General features: G+C 60.1%; 21 protein-coding genes. 10 read left to right on the top strand and 11 right to left on the bottom strand.

All coding sequences use genetic code 11. The annotated features are described in order from the left end of the window. Nucleotides 1-10 precede the first annotated feature (10 nt). Nucleotides 11-1,456, top strand: coding sequence for a YfcC family protein (locus tag DOM27_RS00805; protein ID WP_110654175.1), 1,446 nt, complete (start codon nt 11-13; stop codon nt 1,454-1,456). 175 nt (nt 1,457-1,631) lie between these two features. After that, nucleotides 1,632-2,027 (top strand): GFA family protein, encoded by a 396-nt coding sequence (locus DOM27_RS00800; protein WP_110654174.1) that lies wholly within the window; start codon nt 1,632-1,634, stop codon nt 2,025-2,027. Nucleotides 2,028-2,047: 20 nt separating this feature from the next. Here the strand turns inward: DOM27_RS00800 and DOM27_RS00795 are convergent, their stop codons facing one another. From DOM27_RS00795 to glpD, 4 genes are all read right to left on the bottom strand, one after another. Continuing rightward, complete coding sequence (locus DOM27_RS00795) at nt 2,048-4,237, bottom strand: OsmC domain/YcaO domain-containing protein (protein ID WP_110654173.1); 2,190 nt, start codon at nt 4,235-4,237, stop codon at nt 2,048-2,050. A gap of 292 nt (nt 4,238-4,529) precedes the next feature. Beyond that, entirely contained in the window at nt 4,530-6,038 is a 1,509-nt protein-coding gene (glpK, locus tag DOM27_RS00790; RefSeq protein ID WP_110654172.1) for a glycerol kinase GlpK, read from the bottom strand. Nucleotides 6,039-6,109: 71 nt separating this feature from the next. Further along, a complete protein-coding gene (locus DOM27_RS00785; RefSeq protein WP_110654171.1) occupies nt 6,110-6,838 on the bottom strand; it encodes an MIP/aquaporin family protein in 729 nt (242 codons plus the stop codon). Nucleotides 6,839-6,973: 135 nt separating this feature from the next. Next, on the bottom strand, nt 6,974-8,497 hold the full coding sequence (gene glpD, locus DOM27_RS00780; protein WP_110654170.1) for a glycerol-3-phosphate dehydrogenase: 1,524 nt from the start codon (nt 8,495-8,497) through the stop codon (nt 6,974-6,976). A 545-nt stretch (nt 8,498-9,042) separates the two neighbouring features. Here glpD and DOM27_RS00770 point away from each other — a divergent pair. Then, nucleotides 9,043-9,333 (top strand): HigA family addiction module antitoxin, encoded by a 291-nt coding sequence (locus DOM27_RS00770; RefSeq protein WP_110654169.1) that lies wholly within the window; start codon nt 9,043-9,045, stop codon nt 9,331-9,333. A 124-nt stretch (nt 9,334-9,457) separates the two neighbouring features. Here the strand turns inward: DOM27_RS00770 and DOM27_RS00765 are convergent, their stop codons facing one another. The 7 genes from DOM27_RS00765 to DOM27_RS00735 all read right to left on the bottom strand — a co-directional run bounded on the left by DOM27_RS00765 (nt 9,458) and on the right by DOM27_RS00735 (nt 16,461). Beyond that, nucleotides 9,458-10,354, bottom strand: a complete 897-nt coding sequence (locus DOM27_RS00765; RefSeq protein WP_110654168.1) for a DMT family transporter — start codon at nt 10,352-10,354, stop codon at nt 9,458-9,460. 35 nt (nt 10,355-10,389) lie between these two features. After that, on the bottom strand, nt 10,390-11,334 hold the full coding sequence (locus DOM27_RS00760; protein ID WP_110654167.1) for an N-acetylglucosamine kinase: 945 nt from the start codon (nt 11,332-11,334) through the stop codon (nt 10,390-10,392). Nucleotides 11,335-11,360: 26 nt separating this feature from the next. Further along, nucleotides 11,361-12,533, bottom strand: coding sequence for an SIS domain-containing protein (locus DOM27_RS00755; protein ID WP_223162247.1), 1,173 nt, complete (start codon nt 12,531-12,533; stop codon nt 11,361-11,363). Continuing rightward, on the bottom strand, nt 12,530-13,834 hold the full coding sequence (locus DOM27_RS00750; protein WP_110654166.1) for a D-tagatose-bisphosphate aldolase, class II, non-catalytic subunit: 1,305 nt from the start codon (nt 13,832-13,834) through the stop codon (nt 12,530-12,532). Before DOM27_RS00750 ends, DOM27_RS00755 begins: the two co-directional genes overlap by 4 nt. 37 nt (nt 13,835-13,871) lie before the next feature. After that, complete coding sequence (agaR, locus tag DOM27_RS00745; RefSeq protein ID WP_110654165.1) at nt 13,872-14,636, bottom strand: transcriptional repressor AgaR; 765 nt, start codon at nt 14,634-14,636, stop codon at nt 13,872-13,874. A gap of 428 nt (nt 14,637-15,064) precedes the next feature. Continuing rightward, nucleotides 15,065-16,075 (bottom strand): Ldh family oxidoreductase, encoded by a 1,011-nt coding sequence (locus DOM27_RS00740; protein ID WP_110654164.1) that lies wholly within the window; start codon nt 16,073-16,075, stop codon nt 15,065-15,067. A 188-nt stretch (nt 16,076-16,263) separates the two neighbouring features. After that, nucleotides 16,264-16,461 carry an acetyltransferase gene (locus tag DOM27_RS00735; protein ID WP_110654163.1) on the bottom strand — a complete coding sequence of 66 codons (198 nt, stop codon included), beginning with the start codon at nt 16,459-16,461 and terminating at the stop codon, nt 16,264-16,266. Nucleotides 16,462-16,720: 259 nt separating this feature from the next. Here DOM27_RS00735 and DOM27_RS00730 point away from each other — a divergent pair, with 259 nt between their 5' ends. The 7 genes from DOM27_RS00730 to DOM27_RS00700 all read left to right on the top strand — a co-directional run bounded on the left by DOM27_RS00730 (nt 16,721) and on the right by DOM27_RS00700 (nt 24,088). Continuing rightward, a complete protein-coding gene (locus tag DOM27_RS00730) occupies nt 16,721-17,596 on the top strand; it encodes a glycine betaine ABC transporter substrate-binding protein (RefSeq protein ID WP_110654162.1) in 876 nt (291 codons plus the stop codon). Between the two features lie 234 nt (nt 17,597-17,830). Then, nucleotides 17,831-19,417, top strand: coding sequence for an ABC transporter substrate-binding protein (locus tag DOM27_RS00725; RefSeq protein ID WP_110654161.1), 1,587 nt, complete (start codon nt 17,831-17,833; stop codon nt 19,415-19,417). Nucleotides 19,418-19,493: 76 nt separating this feature from the next. Beyond that, entirely contained in the window at nt 19,494-20,498 is a 1,005-nt protein-coding gene (locus DOM27_RS00720; RefSeq protein WP_110654160.1) for an ABC transporter permease subunit, read from the top strand. 13 nt (nt 20,499-20,511) lie between these two features. Beyond that, entirely contained in the window at nt 20,512-21,411 is a 900-nt protein-coding gene (locus tag DOM27_RS00715) for an ABC transporter permease subunit (protein WP_110654159.1), read from the top strand. Nucleotides 21,412-21,427: 16 nt separating this feature from the next. Continuing rightward, nucleotides 21,428-22,501, top strand: a complete 1,074-nt coding sequence (locus DOM27_RS00710; protein ID WP_110654158.1) for an ABC transporter ATP-binding protein — start codon at nt 21,428-21,430, stop codon at nt 22,499-22,501. Beyond that, on the top strand, nt 22,498-23,502 hold the full coding sequence (locus tag DOM27_RS00705) for a dipeptide ABC transporter ATP-binding protein (RefSeq protein WP_110654157.1): 1,005 nt from the start codon (nt 22,498-22,500) through the stop codon (nt 23,500-23,502). The genes DOM27_RS00710 and DOM27_RS00705 overlap by 4 nt, the downstream gene beginning before the upstream one ends. 139 nt (nt 23,503-23,641) lie before the next feature. Beyond that, a complete protein-coding gene (locus DOM27_RS00700) occupies nt 23,642-24,088 on the top strand; it encodes a universal stress protein (protein WP_110654156.1) in 447 nt (148 codons plus the stop codon). The last annotated feature ends 9 nt before the right edge of the window (nt 24,089-24,097 follow it).

Below are 24,097 nucleotides of genomic sequence, written 5' to 3'. Positions count from 1 at the left end.
AGACATCGACATGGCTTACGAGAATGACTCTCGGGCATCTGCTCAAGCCCTAGCGACGCCAGGCTTGTTTCGGCAACTTTTCCGCATGCCGCACACCTACGTGATTCTAATCATCATGGTACTGGTGGCGGCGGTGATGACCTGGCTGATTCCCGCCGGCGCTTTCGACCGCGTTGCGGACGAAGCTTCCGGCAAACAGTTGATCGTGCCGGGCTCCTTCCACGCCATTGCGTCGACTCCGGTGGGGATCACCCAGATTCCCATGGCCATCGTCGAAGGGCTGATCGACGCGGCCGATGTCATCTTCTTCATTCTCATCATCGGCGGTGCGTTCCAGGTGATCCGATCGACTGGGACGATCGATGCGTTGACCGGACGCATCGCCAAGGCGCTGGGCAATCGTGGCCTGCTGGTGGTGCCGGTGTTCCTCGGCTTCTTCTCGATCGGTGGTTTCACCATGGGTATGTCGAGCGAGGTGATGGTATTCGTGCCGATCGGTATCGCCGTGGCGCGCTCGTTAGGGTTCGATGCCATCACTGGCACGGCGATCATTTCGCTGGGTGCGGCGTGCGGTTTTACCGCCGGCCTGCTCAACCCTTTCAACGTCGGTGTCGCTCAGGCCATCGCTCATGTACCACTGTTCTCGGGAATGTGGATGCGTACGCTGCTGCTGATCGCGATGCTCGTCGTCTCGAGCGCCTACATCATGCGTTACGGTGCGCGGGTCCGCCGAGATCCTTCGCGTAGCGTGGTTGCCGAGCTGGAGCGTGAACAGTGTGGTGATCGGCTCGAGTTGCTCGATTCACTCCCCCGGCTCCAGAGGCGGCATTACTCGACTCTGCTGGTCATGGTGGTCGGTTTCAGCGGTCTGATTTGGGGCGTGATGGCTCATGGCTGGTACATCAAGGAACTGGCAGCGCTGTTTCTGACCATGGGCATTGCGGTTGGCGCCTTCGCCGCCTACCGCGCCAGCCGCATCGCCGAGGAGTTCGTGGCCGGCGCCAAGACCGTGCTGTTTGGGGCGTTGATCATCGGCATCGCGCATGCCGTGCTGGTGGTGTTTCAGGAGGGCAATATCATCGATTCGGTGGTCTACTACTTGGCCAACGTGGTCGGCGAATTACCCCACGTACTGCAAATTGTCGGTATGTTCTTGTTCCAGGTCATCATGAATGTCTTCGTGACATCGGGCACCGGCCAGGCGGCAGTGACGATGCCGATCATGACGCCACTGGCGGACCTGCTCGATATCAGCCGTCAGTCGGCGGTCCTGGTATTTCAGATGGGTGATGGCTTCACTAACATGATTTTACCGACCTCATCGGCGCTCATGGGCAGTCTGGCGGTCTCCGGCATTCCCTATCAAAAGTGGTTCCGATTCGCCATGCCGTTGATCGGGCTATGGATTTTGCTGGGAGTCGGTTTTGCACTGTTCGCCACCGCCGTGGGTTACTGAATCGCGTGAGTTATCAAGATGACGATGCGTCGAAGCGCTATTCTATCGTCAGCGGGTCCAAGCCTTGAATGCAGCGAGTCAGGCGCAAGTGGCGCTCGAACGAGCGCCTCGGCAGCCTAGGCCTGGCATCGTCAGGTCACGCTGAAGATAATCTCCTCTGCAGGAAGACAAGCCCATGATCAAGCGCATCGGCAATACCGACATCCAGCCGCGCCATCGTTTGAGTTGCCACTGCGGTGCGGTGGTACTGGAGCTTGAATTACCCGATGGCGTGGTCGACCCGCATCGCTGCAATTGCTCGCTATGCAAACGCAAAGGGGCAATCACTTCGGGCGTGCCGCTGGACGCGTTGCACGTCATCGCCGGTGAAGCCGAGCTGCGCTGCTATCAGTTCAATACGATGACGGCGAAACACTATTTCTGCGGCAACTGCGGGATCTACACCCACCACCAGCGACGTTCGAATCCCGACCAGTACGGCTACAACATCGGCTGTCTGGAAGGTGTCAATCCGTACGACCTGGGTGAAGTCGATGCCACCGATGGCGTGAATCACCCGGCCGATCGCTGACGGCCGGGTGACGCTGGAGTTCAGGCTTGCCGGGCCGCCCGCGCCGCATGCAGCTTGCCGTAGCTTTCTAGCAGGCGGTGGTGGCGATCCAGCCCGTCCAGTTGCAAGTTGGTTGGAGTCAGACCGTAAAAACGCACCGAACCATCCACCGAGCCGACTACGGCGTTCAGGGTCTCTTCACTGAACATGCGCATCAGATTATGACGGTAGTCGTCGAGCTCGAGCTCGAGCTCGTCGTCGAGCGTGATCTGCAGCACCGCGAGCAGTGCCTGATAGAACAGACCACGTTCGACGGTGTTGTCGTTGAATTGCAGGAACATCTCGACCTGATCCAGAGCGTCCTCGGGCTGGCCGAGCGCCAGATTGACCAGCAGTTTCAGTTCGAGAATGGTGAGCTGCCCCCACACGGTGTTCTCGTCGAACTCGATGCCGATCAGCGTAATGATCTTCATCTGCTCGTCGAGTTCGCTCTCGTCCAGGCGCTCCAGCAGGTCGGCCAGTCGTTCATCATCCAGCGCGTGCAGGTTGAGGATGTCCTCGCGGAAGGCGAGTGCCATGTTGGTGTTGTCCCACACCAGATCCTCCACCGGGTACACCTCGGAGTAGCCCGGCACCAGAATGCGGCAGACCGGCGCGCCCAGGTCTTCATGGATCGCCACGTAGGCTTCCAGGCCCTCGGTTTCGAGAATGCCGAACAGGCTGGCGGCCTCCTCATCATTCGAACCCGAGAAGTCCCACTCGACGAATTCCACATCCGCGCTGGCGTTGAAGAAACGCCACGAGATCACGCCGGAGGAGTCGATGAAGTGCTCGACGAAGTTGTTGGGCTCGGACACTGCCTGAGAGTTGAAGGTAGGCGGCGGCAGGTCGTTCATGCCTTCGAAACTACGCCCCTGCAGCAGCTCGGTGAGGCTGCGCTCGATCGCGACCTGCAGGCTCGGGTGTGCGCCGAACGATGCGAAGACGCCGCCGGTGCGCGGGTTCATCAGCGTTACGCAGGCGACCGGGAACTGGCCGCCGAGGGAAGCGTCCTTCACCAGTACCGGAAAGCCCTGTGCCTCCAGCGCGGCGATGCCTTCCTGGATACCGGGATATTTCGCCAGCACGGTCTCGGGCACGTCCGGCAGCGCGATCTCCTGCTCGATGATCTGCCTTTTCACCGCTCGCTCGAAGATCTCCGACAGGCACTGCACCTGCGCTTCGGCGATGGTGTTGCCCGCGCTCATGCCGTTGCTCAGGTACAGGTTCTCGATCAGGTTCGAGGGAAACCAGACCGTCTCGCCATCCGACCGGCGCACGAAAGGTAGAGAGACGATGCCACGATCCGTGCGTCCGGAGTTGGTGTCGAACAGATGCGATCCGCGCAGTTCGCCTTCGGGATCGAAGATCGCCCGGCAATGGTCGTCGAGAACCTCGGCCGGTAATTCGTCATGCGGCCCCGGCTGGAACCACTTTTCGTTGGGATAGTGGACGAAATCGCTAGCGGCGAGCTCCGGGCCAAAGAACTGATCGTTGTAGAAGAAGTTGCAGCTCAAGCGTTCGATGAACTCGCCCAGCGCAGAGCAGAGTGCCGCTTCCTTGGTCGCGCCCTTGCCGTTGGTGAAGCACATCGGCGAGGCGGCATCACGAATGTGAAGCGACCAGACGTTCGGCACGATGTTGCGCCAGGAGGCGATCTCGATCTTCATGCCGAGATCCGAGAGGATCTTGGTCATGTTGGCGATGGTCTGTTCCAGCGGCAGGTCCTTGCCTTCGATCCAGGTCGACTCCCCCTCGACGGTCCCTGACATCAACAGCGCCTGGGCGTCCTCGTCGATGCTCTTGACCGTCTCGATCTGGAAATCCGGATTGTTCTGGATGACCCGTTTGACCGAGCAGCGCTCGACGGAGCGCAGAATGCCGATGCGATCCTTCTCGGAGATATCGTCTGGCAGCTCTACCTGGATCTTGAATATCTGGTTGTAGCGGTTTTCCGGGTCGACGATGTTGTTCTGCGACAACCGGATATTCTCGGTCGGGATCTCGCGCGCGTTGCAATAGACACGCACGAAGTAGGCCGCGCAAAGCGCCGAGGAGGCCAGGAAGTAGTCGAACGGCCCCGGTGCGGAGCCATCGCCCTTGTAGCGGATCGGTTGGTCGGTGATGACGGTGAAGTCATCGAACAGCGCTTCCTGACGCAAGTTGTCGAGATAGTTGACCTTGATTTCCATGGAGAAGGACCGCGTTGGTAAGTGGCTTGCCTCGACGTCTGGGCCGCGGCGGATAGCGTCCATTATCCGGATTTGGAAGCGCTTCGTCTTGGGCCCGTTTGTTGACGAGGTGTATCGCTTCGCGGAAGGTTCTGTTCCGATAAACAACGACAAGGCCCGAGCCCCTTACAGAAAAGGACCCGGGCCTTGTCTCTTGCTGGCCGGCCTTGCTAGATAGCCTCGCTAGCGAGGCCGTCTGGCGATCGGAGGACCGCTCATGTGCGGCAAGGTTTCCGCCAGCGGCGAAGCCGACTTACGAAGCGACGTGAAAGGCCATGGTCGCTTGCACGGCGCGCTTCCAGCCATCGTACAACTCATTGCGCCTGTCGTTGCCCATGCTGGGTTCGAAGCGTCGTTCGATCGCCCATTGCTCGGAAATCTGCTCGCGTGACTCCCAGAACCCTAGCGCCAGCCCGGCAAGGTAGGCAGCGCCCAGCGCCGTCGTTTCGCTGATTTCGCTACGCAGCACGTCGACATTGAGAATGTCCGCCTGGAACTGGGCCAGGAAGTTATTGGCGATGGCGCCGCCGTCGGCGCGCAGCTCGGTCAGATCGAGGCCGGCGTCGGCCTGCATGGCCTTGAGGACGTCCGCCGTCTGATAGGCCATGGACTCGACGGCCGCGCGGATGAACTGCTCCTTGCTGGTGCCGCGCGACAGGCCGAACATCGCCCCTCGCACATTCGAGTTCCAGTAGGGTGCCCCGAGGCCGGTGAAGGCCGGGACGAGATAGACGCCGTCGTTGCTGCCGGCGCGCTCTGCGTAGGCTTCGGAATCCGAGGACTTGCCGAGCATGCGCAACCCGTCGCGCAACCATTGGACCACCGAGCCGGCCACGAATATTGACCCTTCCAAGGCATACTCGACCTCGCCGTCGATCTCCCAGGCGATGGTCGTCAGCAGCCCGTTGTCTGAAATCGTGGCTTCGGTACCGGTGTTCATGAGCGTGAAGCAGCCGGTGCCGTAGGTGTTCTTGGCCATGCCAGGCTTGAAGCAGGCCTGGCCGAACAGGGCCGCCTGCTGGTCGCCGGCGATACCGGCGATCGGTAATCTGGTCCCGAACAGAAACTTCGGCAGCACGTGGCCATAGACTTCGCTGGAGGATTTGACCTCGGGCAGCATCGATTCCGGCACGCCGAACATCTCGAGCAGTTCCGGATCCCACTGACGCTCACGAATGTTGAACATCATCGTTCGAGACGCGTTGGTGACGTCGGTAACGTGTTCAGCGCCGCCGGTCAGGTTCCAGATCAGCCAGGAGTCCATCGTGCCGAACAGCAGCTCGCCTTTTTCGGCCTTTTCCTTGACGCCATCGACGTTATCGAAGATCCACTTGATCTTGGTGCCCGAAAAATAGGCATCGATCACCAGGCCGGTCTTGTTGCGAACCATATCGGCATGGCCGGCTTCACGCAGCTCGTCACAAATCTCTGCCGAGTGACGCGATTGCCATACGATGGCGTTATAAACCGGCTGGCCGGTGTTCTTGTCCCAGATCACCGTGGTTTCACGCTGATTGGTGATGCCGATCCCAGCGATCTCTTCAACGCTTATCTGGGTGTTGTTGATCACTTCGGTCAGCGTGGTCAGCACGCTGGTCATGATGTCGCGGGGATTGTGCTCGACCCAGCCCGGACGCGGGAAAATCTGCTCGAACTCTCGCTGGGCGACGCCGACGATCTTGCCGTCATGATCGAACAGCATGGAGCGTGAACTGGTGGTGCCTTGATCGATGGCCAGAACGTACTTTTTTTTGTCACTCATTGGAAAACTATCCTTCTGAATGGGGAGTCCTGAATAAGGAGTCGACATGTCTCTGAACAGCCCGTTGCGGTTTAATAGATCGTTGCAACGAGTGCGGCGAGGCTGCTGCCAATGATCGGGCCCACGAAGGGAACCCATGCGTAGCCCCAATCGTTGGCGCCCTTGTTCTTGATCGGCAACATGGCATGGGCAATCCGTGGTCCCATGTCGCGCGCGGGGTTGATTGCGTAGCCTGTCGGTCCGCCCAGCGATGCGCCGATCGCAACCACCAGCAACGCCACCGCCAACGGCCCCAGTCCGTTAGGCGTGTTACCGAACATGATGATGACGAACACCAGCACGAATGTCCCGATGGCCTCGGTCATGCAGTTCCAGAAACGCGAGCGGATCGTGGGTATGGTAGAGAATGTCGCCAAGATGGTGGTGGCGTCTTCGGTGTCGTCGTATTGCTTCTTGTAGGCAAGGTAGCAGAGCACGGCACCCAGCCACGCACCGATGAATTCGCCAGCGAAGTAGGCCAGCGTATTGTCCAGGGTGATAGGAATACCCTTTGCATACTCTGTCGCCGGGCCCAGCCATAGCGCGAGCGTAATGGTCGGATTGAGGTGAGCCCCGGTATCGAACGCGATCCATACGCCACAATAGACCGCGAGTCCCCAGCCGAAGAAGATCAGCAACGGCCCGCCATGATGACCGCCGGTCTTCTTGAGCAGCACGTTGGCAACCACGCCGCAGCCGAGCAGCGTCATACAGGCCGTACCGGCGATTTCATGAACCAGAATTGTTTCTATAACACCCATTAAAACCCTTGCCTTAGTTGACGTGATGGCCGGATGAGGCCTGGTGTGCATGCGCCTCAATGGCGATGCGGTTGACTGTCGAGTCCTGGGCTTGCTTCTGCTCTGTATTGCCACCTTTCACGAGGGTTGCCGAAATCACCTTTGGAGCGCTGACTCCCCGATTGGCGTTGCGAACGATGGCGCCAGATGATCGGCTAGTCGCCGCTTCTCGCTGTCGTTGAGACGGAGACCGAGCTTCGATCGTCGCCAGAGGATGTCGTCCGCCATGCGCGCCCATTCGTGTTCGCGCAGGTAATCGACTTCGGCGGCATAAAGATCCGCGCCGAAGTGCTCACCCAGATCGTCCAGGCTGTTGGCATCACCCACGATGTCGCGCACGCGGGTGCCATAGTTGAAGACCATGCGATTGGCCATGCCCAAGGGAATGAAGGGATGGCTGACCTGTAGCGACTCGAGCAGGTGCTGGGGTTTCGCTTCTTCGCCGCCGGGTAGGGGATCGCCTTTGCCGGTCCAGGCCTTTGCGTGATGACCCAGTTCGGGCGCCAGCTTGTCGACGGCGTCTTCGGCCAGACGTCGATAGGTCGTCAGCTTGCCACCGAAGACATTGAGCAGCGGGGCGCCGCCGGATGTGTCGAGCTGAATGCGGTAATCGCGGGTGATTTCGCTGGCGTTATCCTCGCGATCATCGAGAAGGGGGCGCACCCCGGAGTAGCTCCAGACGACATCCCCGGAGTCGATAGACCGCTCGAAATAACGATTGGCGGATTCGCAGAGATATCGGATCTCGTCTTCTTCGATGGCAACCTTGCCCGGTGCGCCCTCATGTTCGACGTCGGTTGTCCCGATCAGCGTGAAATCGCGCTCGTAGGGGATGGCGAACACGATGCGGCCATCGGGCTGCTGGAAGATATAGGCGTGATCGTGGTCGAACAGCTTTTTCACCACGATGTGGCTGCCCTTGATCAGACGCAGCGAATACCGGTGATGCTGCGAGGCGACCTCGTCGAGAAAACGGGCTGCCCAAGGTCCGGCTGCATTAGCCAGCCCGCGGGCGGCAACCTGGATGGTCTCGCCCTCGGTCGTCTTGAGCGTTACCTGCCAATCGTCGGCACGGCGCACCGCAGACTCGGCACGAGTGCGCGTCATGACGCGGGCGCCGCGATTGGCTGCGTCCATGCAGTTGAGCACCACCAGTCGGGCATCCTGAACCCAGGCGTCCGAGTAGGCAAAGCCCTTCGTGAACTCTGACTTCAGTGGGATCCCGGCTGGATGATCGGCAAACTTGACGCCATGCGAACCCGCGAGCGTCTGCCGTCCACCCAGGTGGTCATACAGGAAAAGCCCGATTCGGATCATCCAGGCCGGCCGCAGATGCTTCTGATGAGGCAGGATGAAACGCATCGGCCAGATGATGTGCGGTGCAGCCTTGAGCAGTATTTCGCGCTCGGAAAGCGCCTTGGCCACGAGCTTGAATTCGTACTGCTCCAGGTAACGTAGGCCACCGTGAATCAGCTTGGTCGAAGCCGATGAGGTATGGCTGGCAAGATCATCCGCTTCGACGAGCAGTACCGAAAGCCCGCGGCCTGCGGCATCACGAGCAATACCCGCACCGTTGATGCCGCCGCCAATGACAATCAGATCGTAGGTTTCATTGCGCATGTTCGGATCTGCTCGTTAATGTTCGAATGAGCACATTGTGGCGCGAAATCGAACATTTTGAAGTAGTCCAAAAGTATAAGACGTCAATCCGGCTTCGGATCGAGACCGATCGTTCGGGCCCGGATATCCGGTTGGAGGGCCATCTAAAGGAAGACTCCGCCAGCCCGGCTAGCAGGTTTCGTCAGTGAAAATGCATCAATTCCACGAATGTTCGCAATGAAGATCATAGGGTTGAAGCCAGCTGCGTCTTGACTGGCAGTTGGCAAGAGCTGGCACGCGGTCTTCATTAGGAATTGAATGACGGGCATGTGGTTGTAGGGACGAGATGACAGAAGAACGACATAGAGGCTTTCGCTATCGAACATTCGAATAAGCTCGGAACCGAGTTCGGTTGCACTAAGAGGCCTCACGGCGACCGAGAAGGGCAGCACAGTATTCCCATCAATGATCAGTGGCGCATTTGCTTTCGGTTCGAGAGTGGTGACGCCTATAACGTCGAAATTGTCGATTGTCACTAATGTCGACTCAAACTAGGGAGATGAATCATGACGGAAGAACGACTCCCCAATATCCATCCCGGCGAGATTCTGCTGGAAGAATTTATCGAGCCCATGGGCCTGACCAGGAATGCCTTGGCGACGGCCATCGGGGTACCAGCAACGCGTATTGGCGAAATCACACGCGGTACGCGATCAATCACGGCGGATACGGATCTGCGTCTGTCGATCTACTTCGGCACTAGTCAGGGTTATTGGCTGCGGCTGCAGAATGCCTATGATCTGGAAGAGGCTAGACGCCACGGTCACTACGGCGGGATTCGCCCCCGGGTGGCTTGACGCAAACCGGGCCTTTTGGACGTTACCGAGAAAAAATGGGCAGCGACAAACGTCGCTACCCATTTTTTTGTTCCACTTTGCTTGGAGCAGCCAGATTGGCAGCGTATCCAGCGCTCACCGGATGCTAGTTAGCCTGCTGTAACTCGGGCTCTTTTTCTTCGCTGTAAACCATGAGTGTCGAACCCGCCAACGCCAATACGATACCGATGGCACTGAATAGCGAAGGCAATACACCGTAGAAAGTGAGCGACAGTACGATGGTCAGTACCGGGGCCAGTGCGTTGGTGCACGGTGCCACGATGACGGCTCGGCCGCGGCTTAGAGCCATGACGAGGAACAGTGCGCCAACGGCATTGAGGACCTGAGTCACCATGGTCAAGGCAGGCGCTTGCCAGGGATAGTCGAGGCCACTGCCGGGCATCATCCAGAACGCGACCGGGACGAGTAGAAGTCCACTAATGGTCATCCAGGTGAAGGTAGTGCCGTCATTGACGCCGGCGAGAGACGCCCGCTTCATCAGGAAGGCCTGAACCCCCCAGCAGAGGCAGATGATGATGGCGAGGAATAGCCAAGGGCCATAGTCGACCTGATCGGCGCCACCGCTGGGGAGCGAGAACATCACGATGGCGACCAGTGCTGCGATGACCCCGGCACCGCCGAGCGGCGTGATCTTCTCGCGCAGAATGAAGTAGGCCATGAGTACCGTGATGGCTGGCGAGATCGAGATGACCGGAAAGATCAGATAGGCCGGGCCGATGGCCAGCGCCTTGAACAGCAGCAGTTGCCCGCCGGCGCCGGCCAGGCCGATGGCGAGTCCGTATAGCGCAGCGATGCCTCGTTTATCGAAGGTGTCCCGCTTCAGCGAAAAATAGCAGGGGATCAACATGGTGACAGCCCAGATGATATAGACCATCTGATCGGGATAGCCGTATTTCTCGGTCGGGAGCCCGGAAAATGCGCCCCACACCCCCCAGAACAGTACCAGCAGAAACGTGTAGAAGATCCAGCTCTTGTTGTTCATCGGTATCTCCAGTCGTGGATGATTATTGGATTGATTCAGTCCGTGGTGATGACATCGAGAGAGACGTCGGCCAGCCTCGCGGCATAAAGGGCTGCGCCGATGTCCGGGGTGTGAAGCGGCTTGCGAAGTTCGTGACGGATGCCGAGGTCAGAGAGCGCTTGCGTGAAGGCGTCGAGGAACGTCTTCTCCCGGAACAGGCCGCCCGAGTAGGAGACGGGAATGCACTCGGACGCCTCGAAGCCGAGCAGTCGGGCGGTGGTCTCCACGATGAGTGCCAGCTCGCCGACCGCATCCTCGAGGATCGTCAAGGCCTGAGGATCCCGGCGATGCGCCGCTTCGATCACGGTGAGCGCCAGTTCGGCGATGCGGGTGCGGTCGGCATGCCACTCGTTCAGCACGATATCGATCACGTCGAGGTCGCTGGTCAGGGCAAAGTGCTGCTTCAGTAGTTCGTAAAGCGGCCCTTGTGGCAGGCGCCCGTCGCTCATGCGGGTGAAGGCGCTCAATCCTCGACAGCCGATCCAGTAGGCCGAGCCCTCGTCACCGAAGATTTCTCCCCAACCGCCACAGCGCGCGCCCACACCATTGCGTTCGCCATAGGTCATCGAGCCGGTGCCGGCGATGACATTGATGCCGTCAGTGCCGCCCAGCGACCCGGCCCAACCGCAGATCATGTCGTTACCGCACTGGTAACGGTCATGACCGAGAATGTCGCGGGGCATCGCATTCAGGGTGTCGATCACCGATGAACCTTCTCCGTAGGCGGGCAGCCCGAAGAAGGCGTAAGCGATCTCGGCCGGGGCGATGCCGGCTTTCTTGCAGATCTGTTCGACCCCGTCGGCCAGCACCTGACGAGAGGCTTCGAGCCCGATCGACAGGTAGTAGCAGGTGCCAGCCTGGAACGTCGCTACGACCCGGCCGGACTCGTTCAGGAGGCAGAAGGACGTCCTCGTCCCACCGCCATCGACGCCAAGAAACATGCGCAACCTCCGGTTTTCGGTTGGCTTCAGTGAGCGGTCGGCTCGAAAGTATGGATGGTGACGCCCTGGACGACGCGATTGACCTCGCCCGAGGGGAAGGGATTGTCGGGCGTTCGGCCCAAGGCGAGCGATGCGTGGAGCGCGAGCAGCTGTGCGTGCACCAGGAAGGGAAACAGCAGGGCCCAGTCCGGTTCACGGGCCATCCCCGCCACTGACCAGAGCGCACACTGGGGCGCCGGATCCAGGGTCTCGGCGGCAATGGCGATGACGGCGTCGCTGCCGATCTGTCCGCAGAGCTCGTCGAGAATGTCGAGATCGTAGCGACGGGCGTAGTCATCGTTGGAGACGAACACGACCACCAGCGTTCGCTCGTCGAGCAGGGATTTGGGGCCGTGGCGAAAACCGAGCGGGGTGTCGTGATAGGCCATGACCCGGCCCGCGGTGAGCTCCAGAATCTTAAGCGCGGACTCCTGGGCGAGATCCTTGAACGGACCGCTGCCCAGATAGACGATGCGTTCGAAGCCGCGCTCTGCCAGCGCCGCGATGTCCGACGAGCGAGCGCTCATGAGTTGCTCGGTGGCCGCCGTCAGGCGATCCATGGTGCCGCTCCCGACGAGTGTCGGCGCCAACGCATAGAGCACCGCCAGCATCATGGAGGTCACGCTGGAGGTCATGGCGAAGCCCTGATCGTCCGCTGCCTCGGGCATCATCAATACCAGCGAGCGCTCGGCATCGGCATGGGCGCCATATAGCTTGCCTTGCGGGTTGCAGGTCACCACCAGGTGATGACACTGCGCGCTGCACTGCTCCGCGAGCTCGGTTGCCGCGATACTTTCGGGGCTGTTGCCGGAGCGAGCGAAGGAGATCAGCAGCACGGGTCTGTCGTCGAAAAAGCATTGCTGGGGGCGCGAGACGATATCGGTCGTGGCGATGGCTTCCACCGGGCGGCGCAAATGCGCGGTCAAGGTGGATACCAGCATCTGCCCGCCGAAGGCAGAGGTACCGGCGCCGGTCAGCACGACGCGCAGATCGGATCGCTCGAGCAGCGGCTCGAGGAACGCATCGATCGACTCGCGTTGCGATCGGAGTTCATCGAAGGCGGTCCGCCAGACCTGTGGTTGCTGAGCAATCTCGCGAACCGTATGGCCGGCTCCACGCGCAGAGGCGTCGGAAACGCTCAGCATGTCATCGGACTTCATGGTTGATCTCCGCAATGATAGGAAGGGTCGCAGGCTGCGGCGTAATCGCGCAGCACGGTGCTGACATGGTCCATCAGCAGGACATGAGGATGGTTTTCCAGATGGCCCTCGCGTACCCGGCGGTACTGCAGGGGCATATAGCGGCTCAGCAGCGGCAGGGGAATCTCCTGTTCGGCCAGGTTGTTCACCAGCGTCTGCTGTGCTGCCTGAATCTCGGGGTCGGGCCAGTAGTAACGAATTCGATCGCTGAGGCTGAACCGGCGCGCAAAGCGCTGCTGGGCTTCGTCGCCGTGGTAATGACCCTGCCAGTAGCCGGGCGCTTCACACATGCGGCGCTCGACGGTCTCGCTCAGGCAAGAGCGCTGGGCGGCGGGGATCAGCAGGGTCTCCATGTCCTCGAGGGCAAACAGCGCTTCACGAAGCGCGAAGGTCAACCCCGGCCCGACCTTGAGAATGGCGAAATGATCCTGCACCAGCGCCTCGAGAGCCGAGCGCGTCTGGTAATCGGTAGAGTGCGCCTCGAACACCAGATGGTCGTATTCGTCGACCACCCGAGTGAGCGCTTGCGCATCATCGCGCTGGTAATCGATGACGTGCAGATGATCGAACTCCACGCCTGGCTGAACGACCAGCCCGATGACGCGGGGCCAGATGGCATCCAGTCCTACCCGGGAAAACGCCTGGCGGTGGGCGGCGATCGTGTCGCGCGCGGCCTGCGGCGACGTCGGCGTGATTCCTGAATCGAGCGACTCACGGGCGCCGCCGGGAACGGGGACTTCAGTGCCGACGATGTACAGAAGCCGGCTTTCGCCGAATTGTTCCTCGGCAGTCTGCTCGGCAATAGCGGCGAGGCGGGCGGCACGTTCGGCGGCGCGTTTGTCGCCCAGCGGCGTGGGGTCATCGGCGCAGGACATACTGCAATCCAGATGAATCTTCTCGAAGCCTGCCGCGACGTAATGGCGAATCAGCTCTTCGGCGTTGACCATGGCCACCTCGGCGCTTTCGTTCTGCCAGCGATTGGGGCCGAGGTGATCGCCGCCCAGGATGATGCGCTGGGCGGGCAGCCCGACTTTTTCCGCGATCGAGATGACGAAATCACGGAAGTCGGCGGGCGTCATGCCGGTATAACCGCCGGTCTGATCGACCTGATTGGAGGTCGCCTCGATCAGCGCCAGGCCGTTCGAGGCGTGGGCCTGGCGCAGCGCAGCCTCCAGCACCAGCGGATGCGCGGAGCAGACGGAATAGATCCCGACGGGCTCGCCCTGCTTGTGGCGAGCGATCAGCTCACTCAGCGGATTCATGTCATCACCTCCCGAATTGATCCTGTGTTCGATGCGGCTATGAAAGAATGACGTCGACGTTGTGCTTCTGGCGCAGTGTGTCGGTATACGCGTCAGGCAACTGATCGTCCGTGACCAGCCGGTCGATGCCGTCAAAAGTGCTGACGAGATGCACGCTCTTGCGCCCGGCCTTGCTGGAGTCGGTGACGGCGACCACTTCATCGGCAATCTCGATCATGGCGCGATTCAGGCTCGCTTCGTTCTCGTGATCGGTCGTCAGGCCCCGGTTCAGCTCCATGGCGTCCACGCCCAGGAAAAGACGGTCGAAGCGATGATGCGCCAGGCTGCCTTCCGCTTCGGCTCCCGAGCACGAGAGCGCCGTCTTGCGCAGTCTTCCGCCTAGCACGATGACTTCGATACCCGGGGCGTGGGACAGCTCCATCGCGATGTCCAGGCCGTTGGTCATCACCAGTAGCCCCTCGTGCTGTTTCAAGTGGCGGGCGACCTCCAGGGTGGTGGTACCAGCGTCCAGAATGATCGAGTCGCCGTCCTTCACAAGCCTTGCCGCTTCCGCGCCGATCCTGCCCTTCACGCCCGAGTGTTTCTTGCGGCGTTCCGCAAACGCGATTTCTGCGGAGGTGTTCTGGCTCAACACCACGACGCCATGCATGCGCAGCACGTAGCCGGCTTCTTCGAGCAGTCGCAGATCGCTGCGTATGGTGACTGCCGAAACCTCGAGATGGCTGGCCAACTCATCCACGCGGATACGTTCGTGTTTGGCTAGGTGATGAACGATCGCCTCACGTCTTTCCTGTCCAGTCATTCTTCATATCCTTTCGAATTGATTAAACTATCTTTCGTTTTCTTTCTCAAATGCTTTATTGGTTTTCAATATTCTCCATTGGTCGCATGTTTTTGGCAGCCGATATGGCTTTTCCTTTCATTCCCATCGTGGCATGAGATCGCAAGTACAGGCAGCGATGTGGTTTTTCAGCGAGCGCGTGCCTTGGGAAGCTTGCATGAGCGGTGATGAAGAAGAGCCTTGAGTCAGCGGCGGGAGTGGCAACTTATCAAAACAGGAAGGTATTGAGGGATTCTATGAAAACGCTGTGAAATTCGATGAAGGCACTTGCCGAAAGCGCAACTGGATAGACCAGCACCACGGCGATGATGGAATGGCAGACAGGAATTGGAAGCGCCACGACGGAGCGCGCGGGAGCAGACCCTCTCCGGCGTTGATACAGCAGGCTCTTACGTCAGCTTCTGCAGCTCTTTATACAGTCGAGCCGGGATAGTGACGCCATTAACGCGACTGCGCTCCCGTGCCTCGAAACGGCGCTGCGAGGGCAGCCGGGCGCCTTGATCGATGATGCTTTCGAACAGCACTTCCGCATGGGCCAGATGCTCGTCGGCGCGGTCGCCTAAAAACGTGGCGGGGGAGAGGGCGAGGATGATTTCGCCATGGTAAGGCTTGCCGGTGCCGTCGTCGTTGGCGGGCTGAGTTTCGTGGCTCAGCACGTCGCCGATCAAAGGGCCGGCGAGGAGTTCGATCATGGTCGAAAGCGCCGAACCTTTGTGGCCACCGAAGGCGAGCATGGCGCCGTCGAGCGCGGCTTGCGGGTCTGTGGTCGCGTTGCCCTGGTCATCCAGTGCCCAGCCTTCGGGGATCGAGTCTCCGGCGCGCTTGTGCAGCTCGATCTCTCCTCGAGCGACGACGCTGGTGGCAAAATCAAAGGTGTAAGGCTGCTTGCCCGGTCGCGGCCAGGCAAACGCGATGGGATTGGTGCCGAGCAGCGGGCGGTTGCCACCTGTAGGAGCGACGAAGGCGTGAGTCGGGTTCATCGCCAGGCCCACCAGGCCCATCTCTGCGAGCGCTTCTACCTCGGGCCATAGCGCGGAGAAGTGGAAGCAGTTGTTGATGGCGAGCACGGCAATGCCGTTACGCTCGGCTTTTTCCTTGAGGAACGCCTTGCCTCGTTCGAAAGAGAGCAGCGAGTTGCCGCGATTGGCATCGACCCTCACGATGCCGGGTGCCTGATCGATGGTCTCCGGCTCGGCTTGGGTATCGACGCCTCCCTTCCGGGCCGTTTCCACGCAGCTAACGAGGCGATAAAGGCCGTGGGAATGGCACTCGTCGCGTTGTGCCGCGACGACGCTGCGCGTGATCGCACTGGCGTGGGCCTCGTTGAATCCGGCATTGCCGAGAATGCGCAAACTTAGCGCTTCGGCATCTCGAAGCGAGAGAGTGACGTCTTGTTCCATGATCTGGCTCTTCGGCGGGTGCGTAAGGCGATGACAAAGGAAAGGCACGCAAAGACATCCAGCGGTGCGCTAACCCCTTTGTCATACAAAGAGTGGGCCAGCATAAACGCCTACCCCGTCGACGCCTGTTAGACGAAAGTTATAGGACATTGAGCAGAATAACCCGACGTATGTCGGCATGTGTCGATCTACATTGGATCCTGCGGATTGCCCGATATCGTCGCCAGCGCATCTAAATCCAGCATCTGGATGGCGCTGATCGCGGCTTCGATGGCACCTTCCTGGCACAGGCCGGAAAGGGCGGCATTTTCGTAGCCCGCCAGAGCGGCCTCGATGCAGGCTTTCTGAACGCTCGCGGCGAGATGCAGCGCTTCTGTTTCGGTCATCGTTTTTCTCCCGCCGATCATCGAACGTTTGTAGATACTCCTTGCACACCCTGGTTCTTGGACATTTCTCGAGGGCGGTAATCCTGAGTGTAGCCAACCTGCTTGCGTGAAAATGGTCCTGGGTAAAGGAAAAGCAGGTTGGCCGATATCCCTTGGGACAGTAATGGCTGATGGGCGTCAGCGGTAGCAATCTCCTTTAATATCCGGATACTCATAACGCTGTGTTTTGATTTTTGACGATGAGCAGGGATACAAGATTATGGAAAAAGCCTTTTACCCTTTCGCCGCTGTCGCGCTATTCACCCTGGCAGCTACCGCTCAGGCACAAGCTCAGGAAAAGTCGTTGGTCATCGGCACCAATAATTGGGCGGAAAACGTCGCTGTGGCCAACCTGTGGAAGCTGGTCCTCGACGACCAAGGCTACGATGTCGAGCTGTCGGATGTCGGCAAGAGCGCTCTCTTTGCCGGGTTGGCCAACAGTGACTTCGATCTCTCGCTGGAACTGTGGCTGCCGTATACCGACAAGGCATTTCTGGCACCCTACAAGAATACGCTCGAGGTTCATGATGCCTGGTATGACAGGACCGGTCTGGGGCTGGTGGTGCCAAGCTATGTCGACATCGACACCATTCCGGAGCTGGCGAAACACGCTGAAGAGTTCGAATATCAGGGCAGCCCGACGATCCTGGGTATCGATCCGGGTTCCGCCATTGCCGGAATGACCGACGATGCCATCGAGACCTATGAGTTGCCGTTGGACCAGGTAAACAGTTCCGAGCCGGCGATGATGTCCGCGCTCGATAATGCCTATCGGAACGAAAAGCCGATCGTAGTCACGTTGTGGAATCCGCACTGGGCGTTTGCCGACTATGATCTGAAGTATCTGGAAGATCCCGATAAGGTCTATGGCAACGGCGACACCATCTACTGGTTCTCTCGCGAGGGATTTTCCGAGGATGATCCGTGGCTGACCGCTGTGCTCGATGCCTGGCACATGAGCGACGAAAGCCTCGGCGAGCTGATGTCTGAGATCGAGTCTCAGGATGATCCGGTCGCGGGTGCGCGAACCTGGCTCGACGAAAACCAGGGCCAGGTCGAAGAATGGCTGGCCGCCGGCGAGCAGATTCAACAGTAGCGACAGCGCCGGCCCGATCTTGTCCGGCGTGGCTGAGCGGGCCTCTTGCAGCTATCTAGACTGAACGGCCATTCAGTGCAACCGGTCTATCTCACGCTATCGGCCAATTGATTAAACGCTACTTCACGCTCTAGTCTGTGCCGACTGCTGGCTGCCTGACCGGCCGGCAATACAATGACAATCGGCCACAAGCCGACACCACAATAACAGCGAGTGCTGTGCAGGAGATTGATGATGAAGAAGACGCTGCTTGCGGCTGGCATCGCCGCCATGATGCTGGGCGCGACTCCGGTCATGGCCAAGACGCTGGTCTACTGCTCCGAAGGTTCGCCGGAAGGCTTCGATCCTTCCCTCTACACCGCTGGCACCACCTTCGACGCGTCGAGCAAGACGATCTACAACCGTCTGGTGCAGTTCAAGCCGGGTACGACAGAAGTCGAGCCCGCCATCGCCAAGAGCTGGGAAGTCTCGGATGACGGCCTGAAAGTGACTTTCCACCTGCGCGACGACGTCAAGTTCCAGACCACCGACTTCTTCACACCGAGCCGTATGCTCAACGCCGACGACGTCATCTGGACGTTCGAGCGTCAGATGGACAAGGAAAACCCGTATTACAAGCTCGCCAACGGCAGTTTCGAGTATTTCAACTCGATGTCGATGGGCGAATTGATCAAGTCTATCGACAAGGTCGACGATCACACCGTCAAGTTCGAGCTCACCACGCCCAATGCGCCGTTCGTCGCCAATCTGGCGATGGACTTCGCGTCGATTCACTCCAAGGAATACGAGCAGCAACTGCTCGACGAGGGCAAGCCGGAGCTGGCCAACCAGCAGCCGATCGGCACCGGTCCGTTTCAGTTCGTCAATTATCGTGAAGATGCGGCCATTCGCTACAAGGCGAATCCGGACTACTTCCGTGGCAAGCAGCCGATCGACGACCTGGTCTTTGCGATCACCTCCGACGCTCAGGTGCGCTATCAGAAGCTGATGGCGGGCGAGTGCCAGGTGATGCCGTTCCCGAACCCGGCCGATGTCGATGACATGAAGCAGAACGACGACGTCAACGTACTGCAGGAAGCCGGGCTGAACGTGGCCTACCTGGCCTACAACACCCAGATGGCGCCGTTCGACAAGCCGGAAGTGCGCAAGGCGCTGAACATGGCAATCAACAAGCAGGCGATCATCGATGCGGTGTTCCAGGGCGCTGGCGAAGTGGCCAAGAACCCGATCCCGCCGTCCATGTGGGGCTATGCCGACGAGGTCAAGGACGACCAGTACGATCCCGACAAAGCCAAGCAGATGCTGAAGGATGCGGGCGTCGAGAACCTGAAGATGAATATCTGGGCGATGCCGGTTCAGCGTCCGTACATGCCCAATGCGCGGCGTACCGCCGAATTGATGCAATCGGATTTGTCCAAGGTCGGTGTCGATGCACAGATCGTCACCTATGAGTGGGGCGAATACCTCAAGCGCTCTTCGGATACCAAACGCGATGGTGCCGTGATCCTGGGGTGGACGGGCGACAATGGCGACCCGGACAACTTCATGGGCGTGCTGCTCGGCTGTGATGGTGTTGGTGGTGCCAACCGCTCGCAGTGGTGTTACAAGCCATTCGACGAGTTGATCAAGAAAGCACGTACGCTGGATGATCAGGACGAGCGTGCCAAGCTCTATAAGCAGGCGCAGCAAATCTTCAAGGAGCAGGCACCTTGGGACACCTTGGCCCACTCTACGGTCTTCATGCCGATCCGTAAGGAAGTGACCGGCTACAAGATCGATCCGCTCGGCGGCCATAGCTTCGAAGGCGTCGACATCGAGTGATTCTCTCCTAGCGAGGACGCGGGGCGGCTTCAACAGCCGCCCCGCGTCTTAACGCGTGACTAGCAGTACTCCAAACATGTTCAAATTTTTTCTGGTCAAGCTGTCGCAGCTGGTCCCGACGTTCATTGGCGTCACCATCGTTGCGTTCTCTTTCATTCGTCTGTTGCCAGGCGATCCGATTCTGCTGATGGCGGGGGAGCGCGGCATTTCCGCCGAGCGCTACGCTCAGCTCAAGTCTCAAATGGGCTTCGACCGCTCTCTGGTCGTCCAATATTTCGATTTTCTCAAGGGATTGCTGCATGGCGATCTCGGCAATTCGCTGGTAACTCATGCGCCGGTGATGAATGAGTTCCTTAGCCGCTTTCCGGCCACGCTCGAACTTTCGCTATTCGCATTGACGTTTGCCGTCATCATCGGCCTGCCCGCCGGCGTGCTGGCGGCGGTCAAGCGCGGCAAGACGCTCGATCACTCCATCATGGGTATCAGTCTGACCGGCTACTCGATGCCGATCTTCTGGTGGGGCCTGCTGCTGATCATGCTGTTCTCCAGCACGCTGGGATGGACGCCGGTTTCGGGACGCATTTCGTTTCTGTACTTCATCGAGCCCGTCACCGGTTTCATGACTATCGACAGCCTGCTCGCTGGCGATTGGGGCGCGTTCCTCTCGTCGCTTCATCACCTGATTCTGCCGGGAATCGTGCTGGGCACGATTCCGCTGGCGGTCATTGCGCGGCAGACCCGCTCCTCGATGCTCGAGGTACTTGGCGAGGACTACGTGCGCTCCGCGCGGGCCAAGGGGCTGTCGAACTTCCGTGTGATCATGGTGCATACCCTGCGCAATGCGCTGATCTCGGTGGTAACGGTGATTGGCCTTCAGGTCGGCCTGCTGTTGGCGGGGGCGATTCTGACCGAAACGATCTTCTCGTGGCCGGGGATCGGTAAATGGATGATCGATGCGATCTCGCGACGCGACTATCCCTCGGTACAGGGTGGTCTGGTGCTGATCGCGTTCATCGTGATGATCGTCAATCTGCTGGTTGATCTCGCCTATGGCGTCATCAATCCGCGCATTCGTCATTGAGGGGGCTTCCATCATGACTGCGATTTCTACCCCCGCTGCGCCCGGTACCCTTCGCTACCAGTTGGCGTCTTTCTGGAGCGACTTCAGCGCCAGCCGCGGCGCGCTGGTCGGCCTGATTTTCATTATTTTCATCCTGCTGGTCGCGCTGTTCGCCCCCTGGGTCGCCCCGCATGACCCGGCGATGCAGGATCGTTCGGCGTTACTGATACCGCCGGTATGGCATGCCGAAGGTAGCTGGAGTTATCTACTGGGGACGGATGCCGTCGGCCGCGATGTGCTTTCGCGATTGATCTACGGGGCGCGCTATTCGCTCTCGATCAGCGCCATGGTAGTAGTGATCTCCATGGGCGTAGGCATTTTTCTCGGTCTACTGGCCGGGTATTTCCGCGGCTGGGTCGAGACCGTCATTACCCGCGTGATGGATGTGGTGCTGGCATTTCCCAGCCTGCTGCTGGCGCTGGGCCTGGTGGCCATTCTCAGCCCCGGCCTGACCAGCGCGATGATCGCCATTGCAATGGTACAGCTGCCTTATTTCGTGCGTTTGACTCGGGCGGCAGTGATCGGCGAGAAGGATCGCGAGTACGTCATCGCCAGCCGGCTCTCCGGCGCCGGGCATCTGAGGTTGATGTTCAACACGCTGCTGCCCAACTGCATGGCACCGCTGATCGTGCAGGCGACGCTCTCTTTCTCCACTGCGATTCTCGATATCGCGGCGCTGGGCTTTCTCGGCATGGGCGTGCAGCCGCCGACGCCGGAGTGGGGCGCGATGCTGGCCAATGCCCGTGAGTTCATGGGTAGCGCCTACTGGGCAGTCACGTTCCCTGGGCTGATCATTCTGCTCACGGTACTGATGATCAACCTGATGGGTGACGGTTTGCGCGATGCGCTCGATCCCAAGATGAAACGCTCTTAACGCGCGAGGACCCATCATGGCATTACTAGATATCGAAGGGCTCAGCGTTCGCTTCAAGACCAGTAGCGGCCTGTTTGCCGCCGTGGAGGACGTCGACATCAACGTCGACCGCGGCGAAGTGTGGTCGATCGTGGGGGAGTCCGGCTCGGGTAAGTCGGTGTCGATGCTCGCCACCATGGGCCTGTTGCCGTGGACGGCGCAGGTCACCGCCGACAAGATGGCCTTCGACGGCCAGGATCTACAGCAGCTGAGTTCACGACAGCGCCGGCGTATTGTCGGTGGCGAGATGTCGATGATCTTTCAGGAGCCGATGAGCAGCTTGAACCCCTGCTTCACCGTCGGCACCCAGATCGACGAGATGATCAAGCAGCACCTAGGCGGCTCGCGCCGCGAGCGCCACGAGCGGGCGTTGGATCTGCTGGCGCAGGTCGGCATTCCTGACCCGGCGCGACGGATCAAGGCCTATCCCCATCAGCTTTCCGGCGGGATGAGTCAGCGCGTGATGATCGCCATGGCGATCTCCTGTAATCCGCGCCTGCTGATCGCCGACGAGCCGACCACGGCACTCGACGTCACTATCCAGGCGCAGATTCTCGAGCTGCTGCTGCGACTGCAGGAAGATACTGGCATGGCGCTGATCCTGATCACTCACGACATGGGTGTGGTCGCGGAAACCGCCAAGCACGTAGTGGTTCAGTACGCCGGCCGTCAGGTCGAGAAGCAGGACGTGAAGTCGCTGTTTGCGCATCCGCGCCATCCGTACACGGAGGCGCTGCTGTCGGCGCTGCCGGAGCGCGCCGGCGATCAGGATCGCCTGCCGACCATCCCTGGCGTCGTCCCCGGCCAGCACGATCGCCCCAGCGGTTGCCTGTTCAATCCGCGTTGCCAATATGCCACCGAGCACTGCCGAGAGGTGGAGCCGGTGGCGGCGCCGGACGATCCCGCCAGCACGCTGTGTCACTATCCGCTGGATCATCCGGCGGCCGGCACTCCGCCTTCGGCCGCTTCATCGCAAGATTCACCGCCGCAGGATCCGCTGTCGTCGAATCCACCTTCCCCGAATCCGCCGCGACCGGAGGTGCGTCCATGAGCCGCGACGCCGTACTGAGTGCCGTCAATCTTACGCGCCATTATCAGATCAAGGGTGGGCCGTTCTCCAAACCGGCGACGGTCAAGGCACTCAACGAAGCGAGTTTCGAACTCTATCCCGGGCAGACGCTGGCCGTGGTCGGCGAGTCCGGTTGTGGCAAGTCGACACTGGCTCGCGTGCTGACGATGATCGAGCCGCCCACCAGCGGCAAGCTGACGATCAGCGGGCACGAGGTATCGTTGAAGGAAGGGCAGCGCCCCCCGGCCGCACTGCGCCGCGAGGTGCAGATCATCTTCCAGAACCCTTACGGCTCGCTCAATCCGCGCAAGACCGTAGCGACCATGCTGGAAGAACCGCTCAAGCTCAACCGCAAGGAGATGAGCGCGGCCGAGCGACGTGAAGCGGCGCTGGAGATGATCGCCAAGGTCGGGCTGCGCCCGGAACATGCCGATCGCTACCCGCACATGTTCTCCGGTGGCCAGCGCCAGCGTATCGCCATTGCACGGGCCTTGATGCTCAATCCCAAGATTCTAGTGCTGGACGAGCCGGTCTCGGCGCTGGATCTGTCGATTCAGGCGCAGGTGTTGAATCTGCTGGCGGATCTGCAGGAGGAGTTCGGGCTGGCCTACGTGTTCATCTCGCACGATCTCTCGGTGGTACGACGCATCGCCGACGACGTGATCGTGATGTACTTCGGTCAGCCGGTGGAAACCGGGCCGGCGGAGGAGGTGTTTACGAAGCCGCGGCATCCTTACACCCAGGCGCTGTTTTCGGCCACGCCGGTGGCGGATCCGAACCGCAGGCGCGAGCGCGTGCATCTCAAAGGGGAGCCGCCGTCGCCACTGGCGCCGCCGCCGGGTTGCCCATTCGCGCCGCGCTGCCACTTGGCGACTGATGAGTGTACCCAGGTCGATCCGCCGTTGGAGCACGTCAACGACCAGGTCGAGGTTGCCTGTATCCATGTCGATCAGGCCGCGGCTAAATACGCCGAAGCGAGTTGAAGGTATCGCGCTGAAGCGGGCTAATTAGACTTTTACGCCATCTCCCATGGCGCGGGATTGACTATGCTGAACCCAGGGCATCCGCCTGTTAACGTCAGTGGTCAAACCGCGTCAGTTCCTACTCTGGGGGATGGCGATCATGACACAGCAGATTCTGGTTCCTATCGATGGCTCCGAAAACGCGCGCAAGGCGCTAGAGCTCGCTTGTCTGATTCAGCGTGCCAGCGGGGCCAAGCTTCATCTTCTTCATGTACCCGAGCCGCCGCCAGCCACTGATTCTCTCGGTGCCCGCCTTGGCGCGAGTGCGCTCGACTATACGTCGACGAAAGGGCGAGAGCACGGTGAACAGCTGCTCAGGGAGGCCCGGCTGTCCGTGGGCGATGAGGTGGGTGATGTTGCCTATCTCGTGGTGGAGGGGCCACCGGCCCGTGTCATCGTCGAGCAGGCCGACAGGCTTGGCGTCGACACCATCATCATGGGCAGCCGTGGCCTCAGCGATCTGAAGGGCTTGTTGGTCGGCAGCGTGTCTCACAAGGTGTCGCACGTCGCCTCTTGCCCGGTGATCACGTTGCACGAACCCGACTGAGGTCTTTTT

The sequence above is a fragment of the Salinicola halimionae genome, assembly GCF_003206065.1.
GTDB classification, from domain to species: Bacteria; Pseudomonadota; Gammaproteobacteria; order Pseudomonadales; family Halomonadaceae; genus Salinicola; species Salinicola halimionae.
The sequence above is the reverse complement of the archived record's forward strand: the minus strand, read 5'-3'. Positions and strand labels throughout refer to the sequence as shown.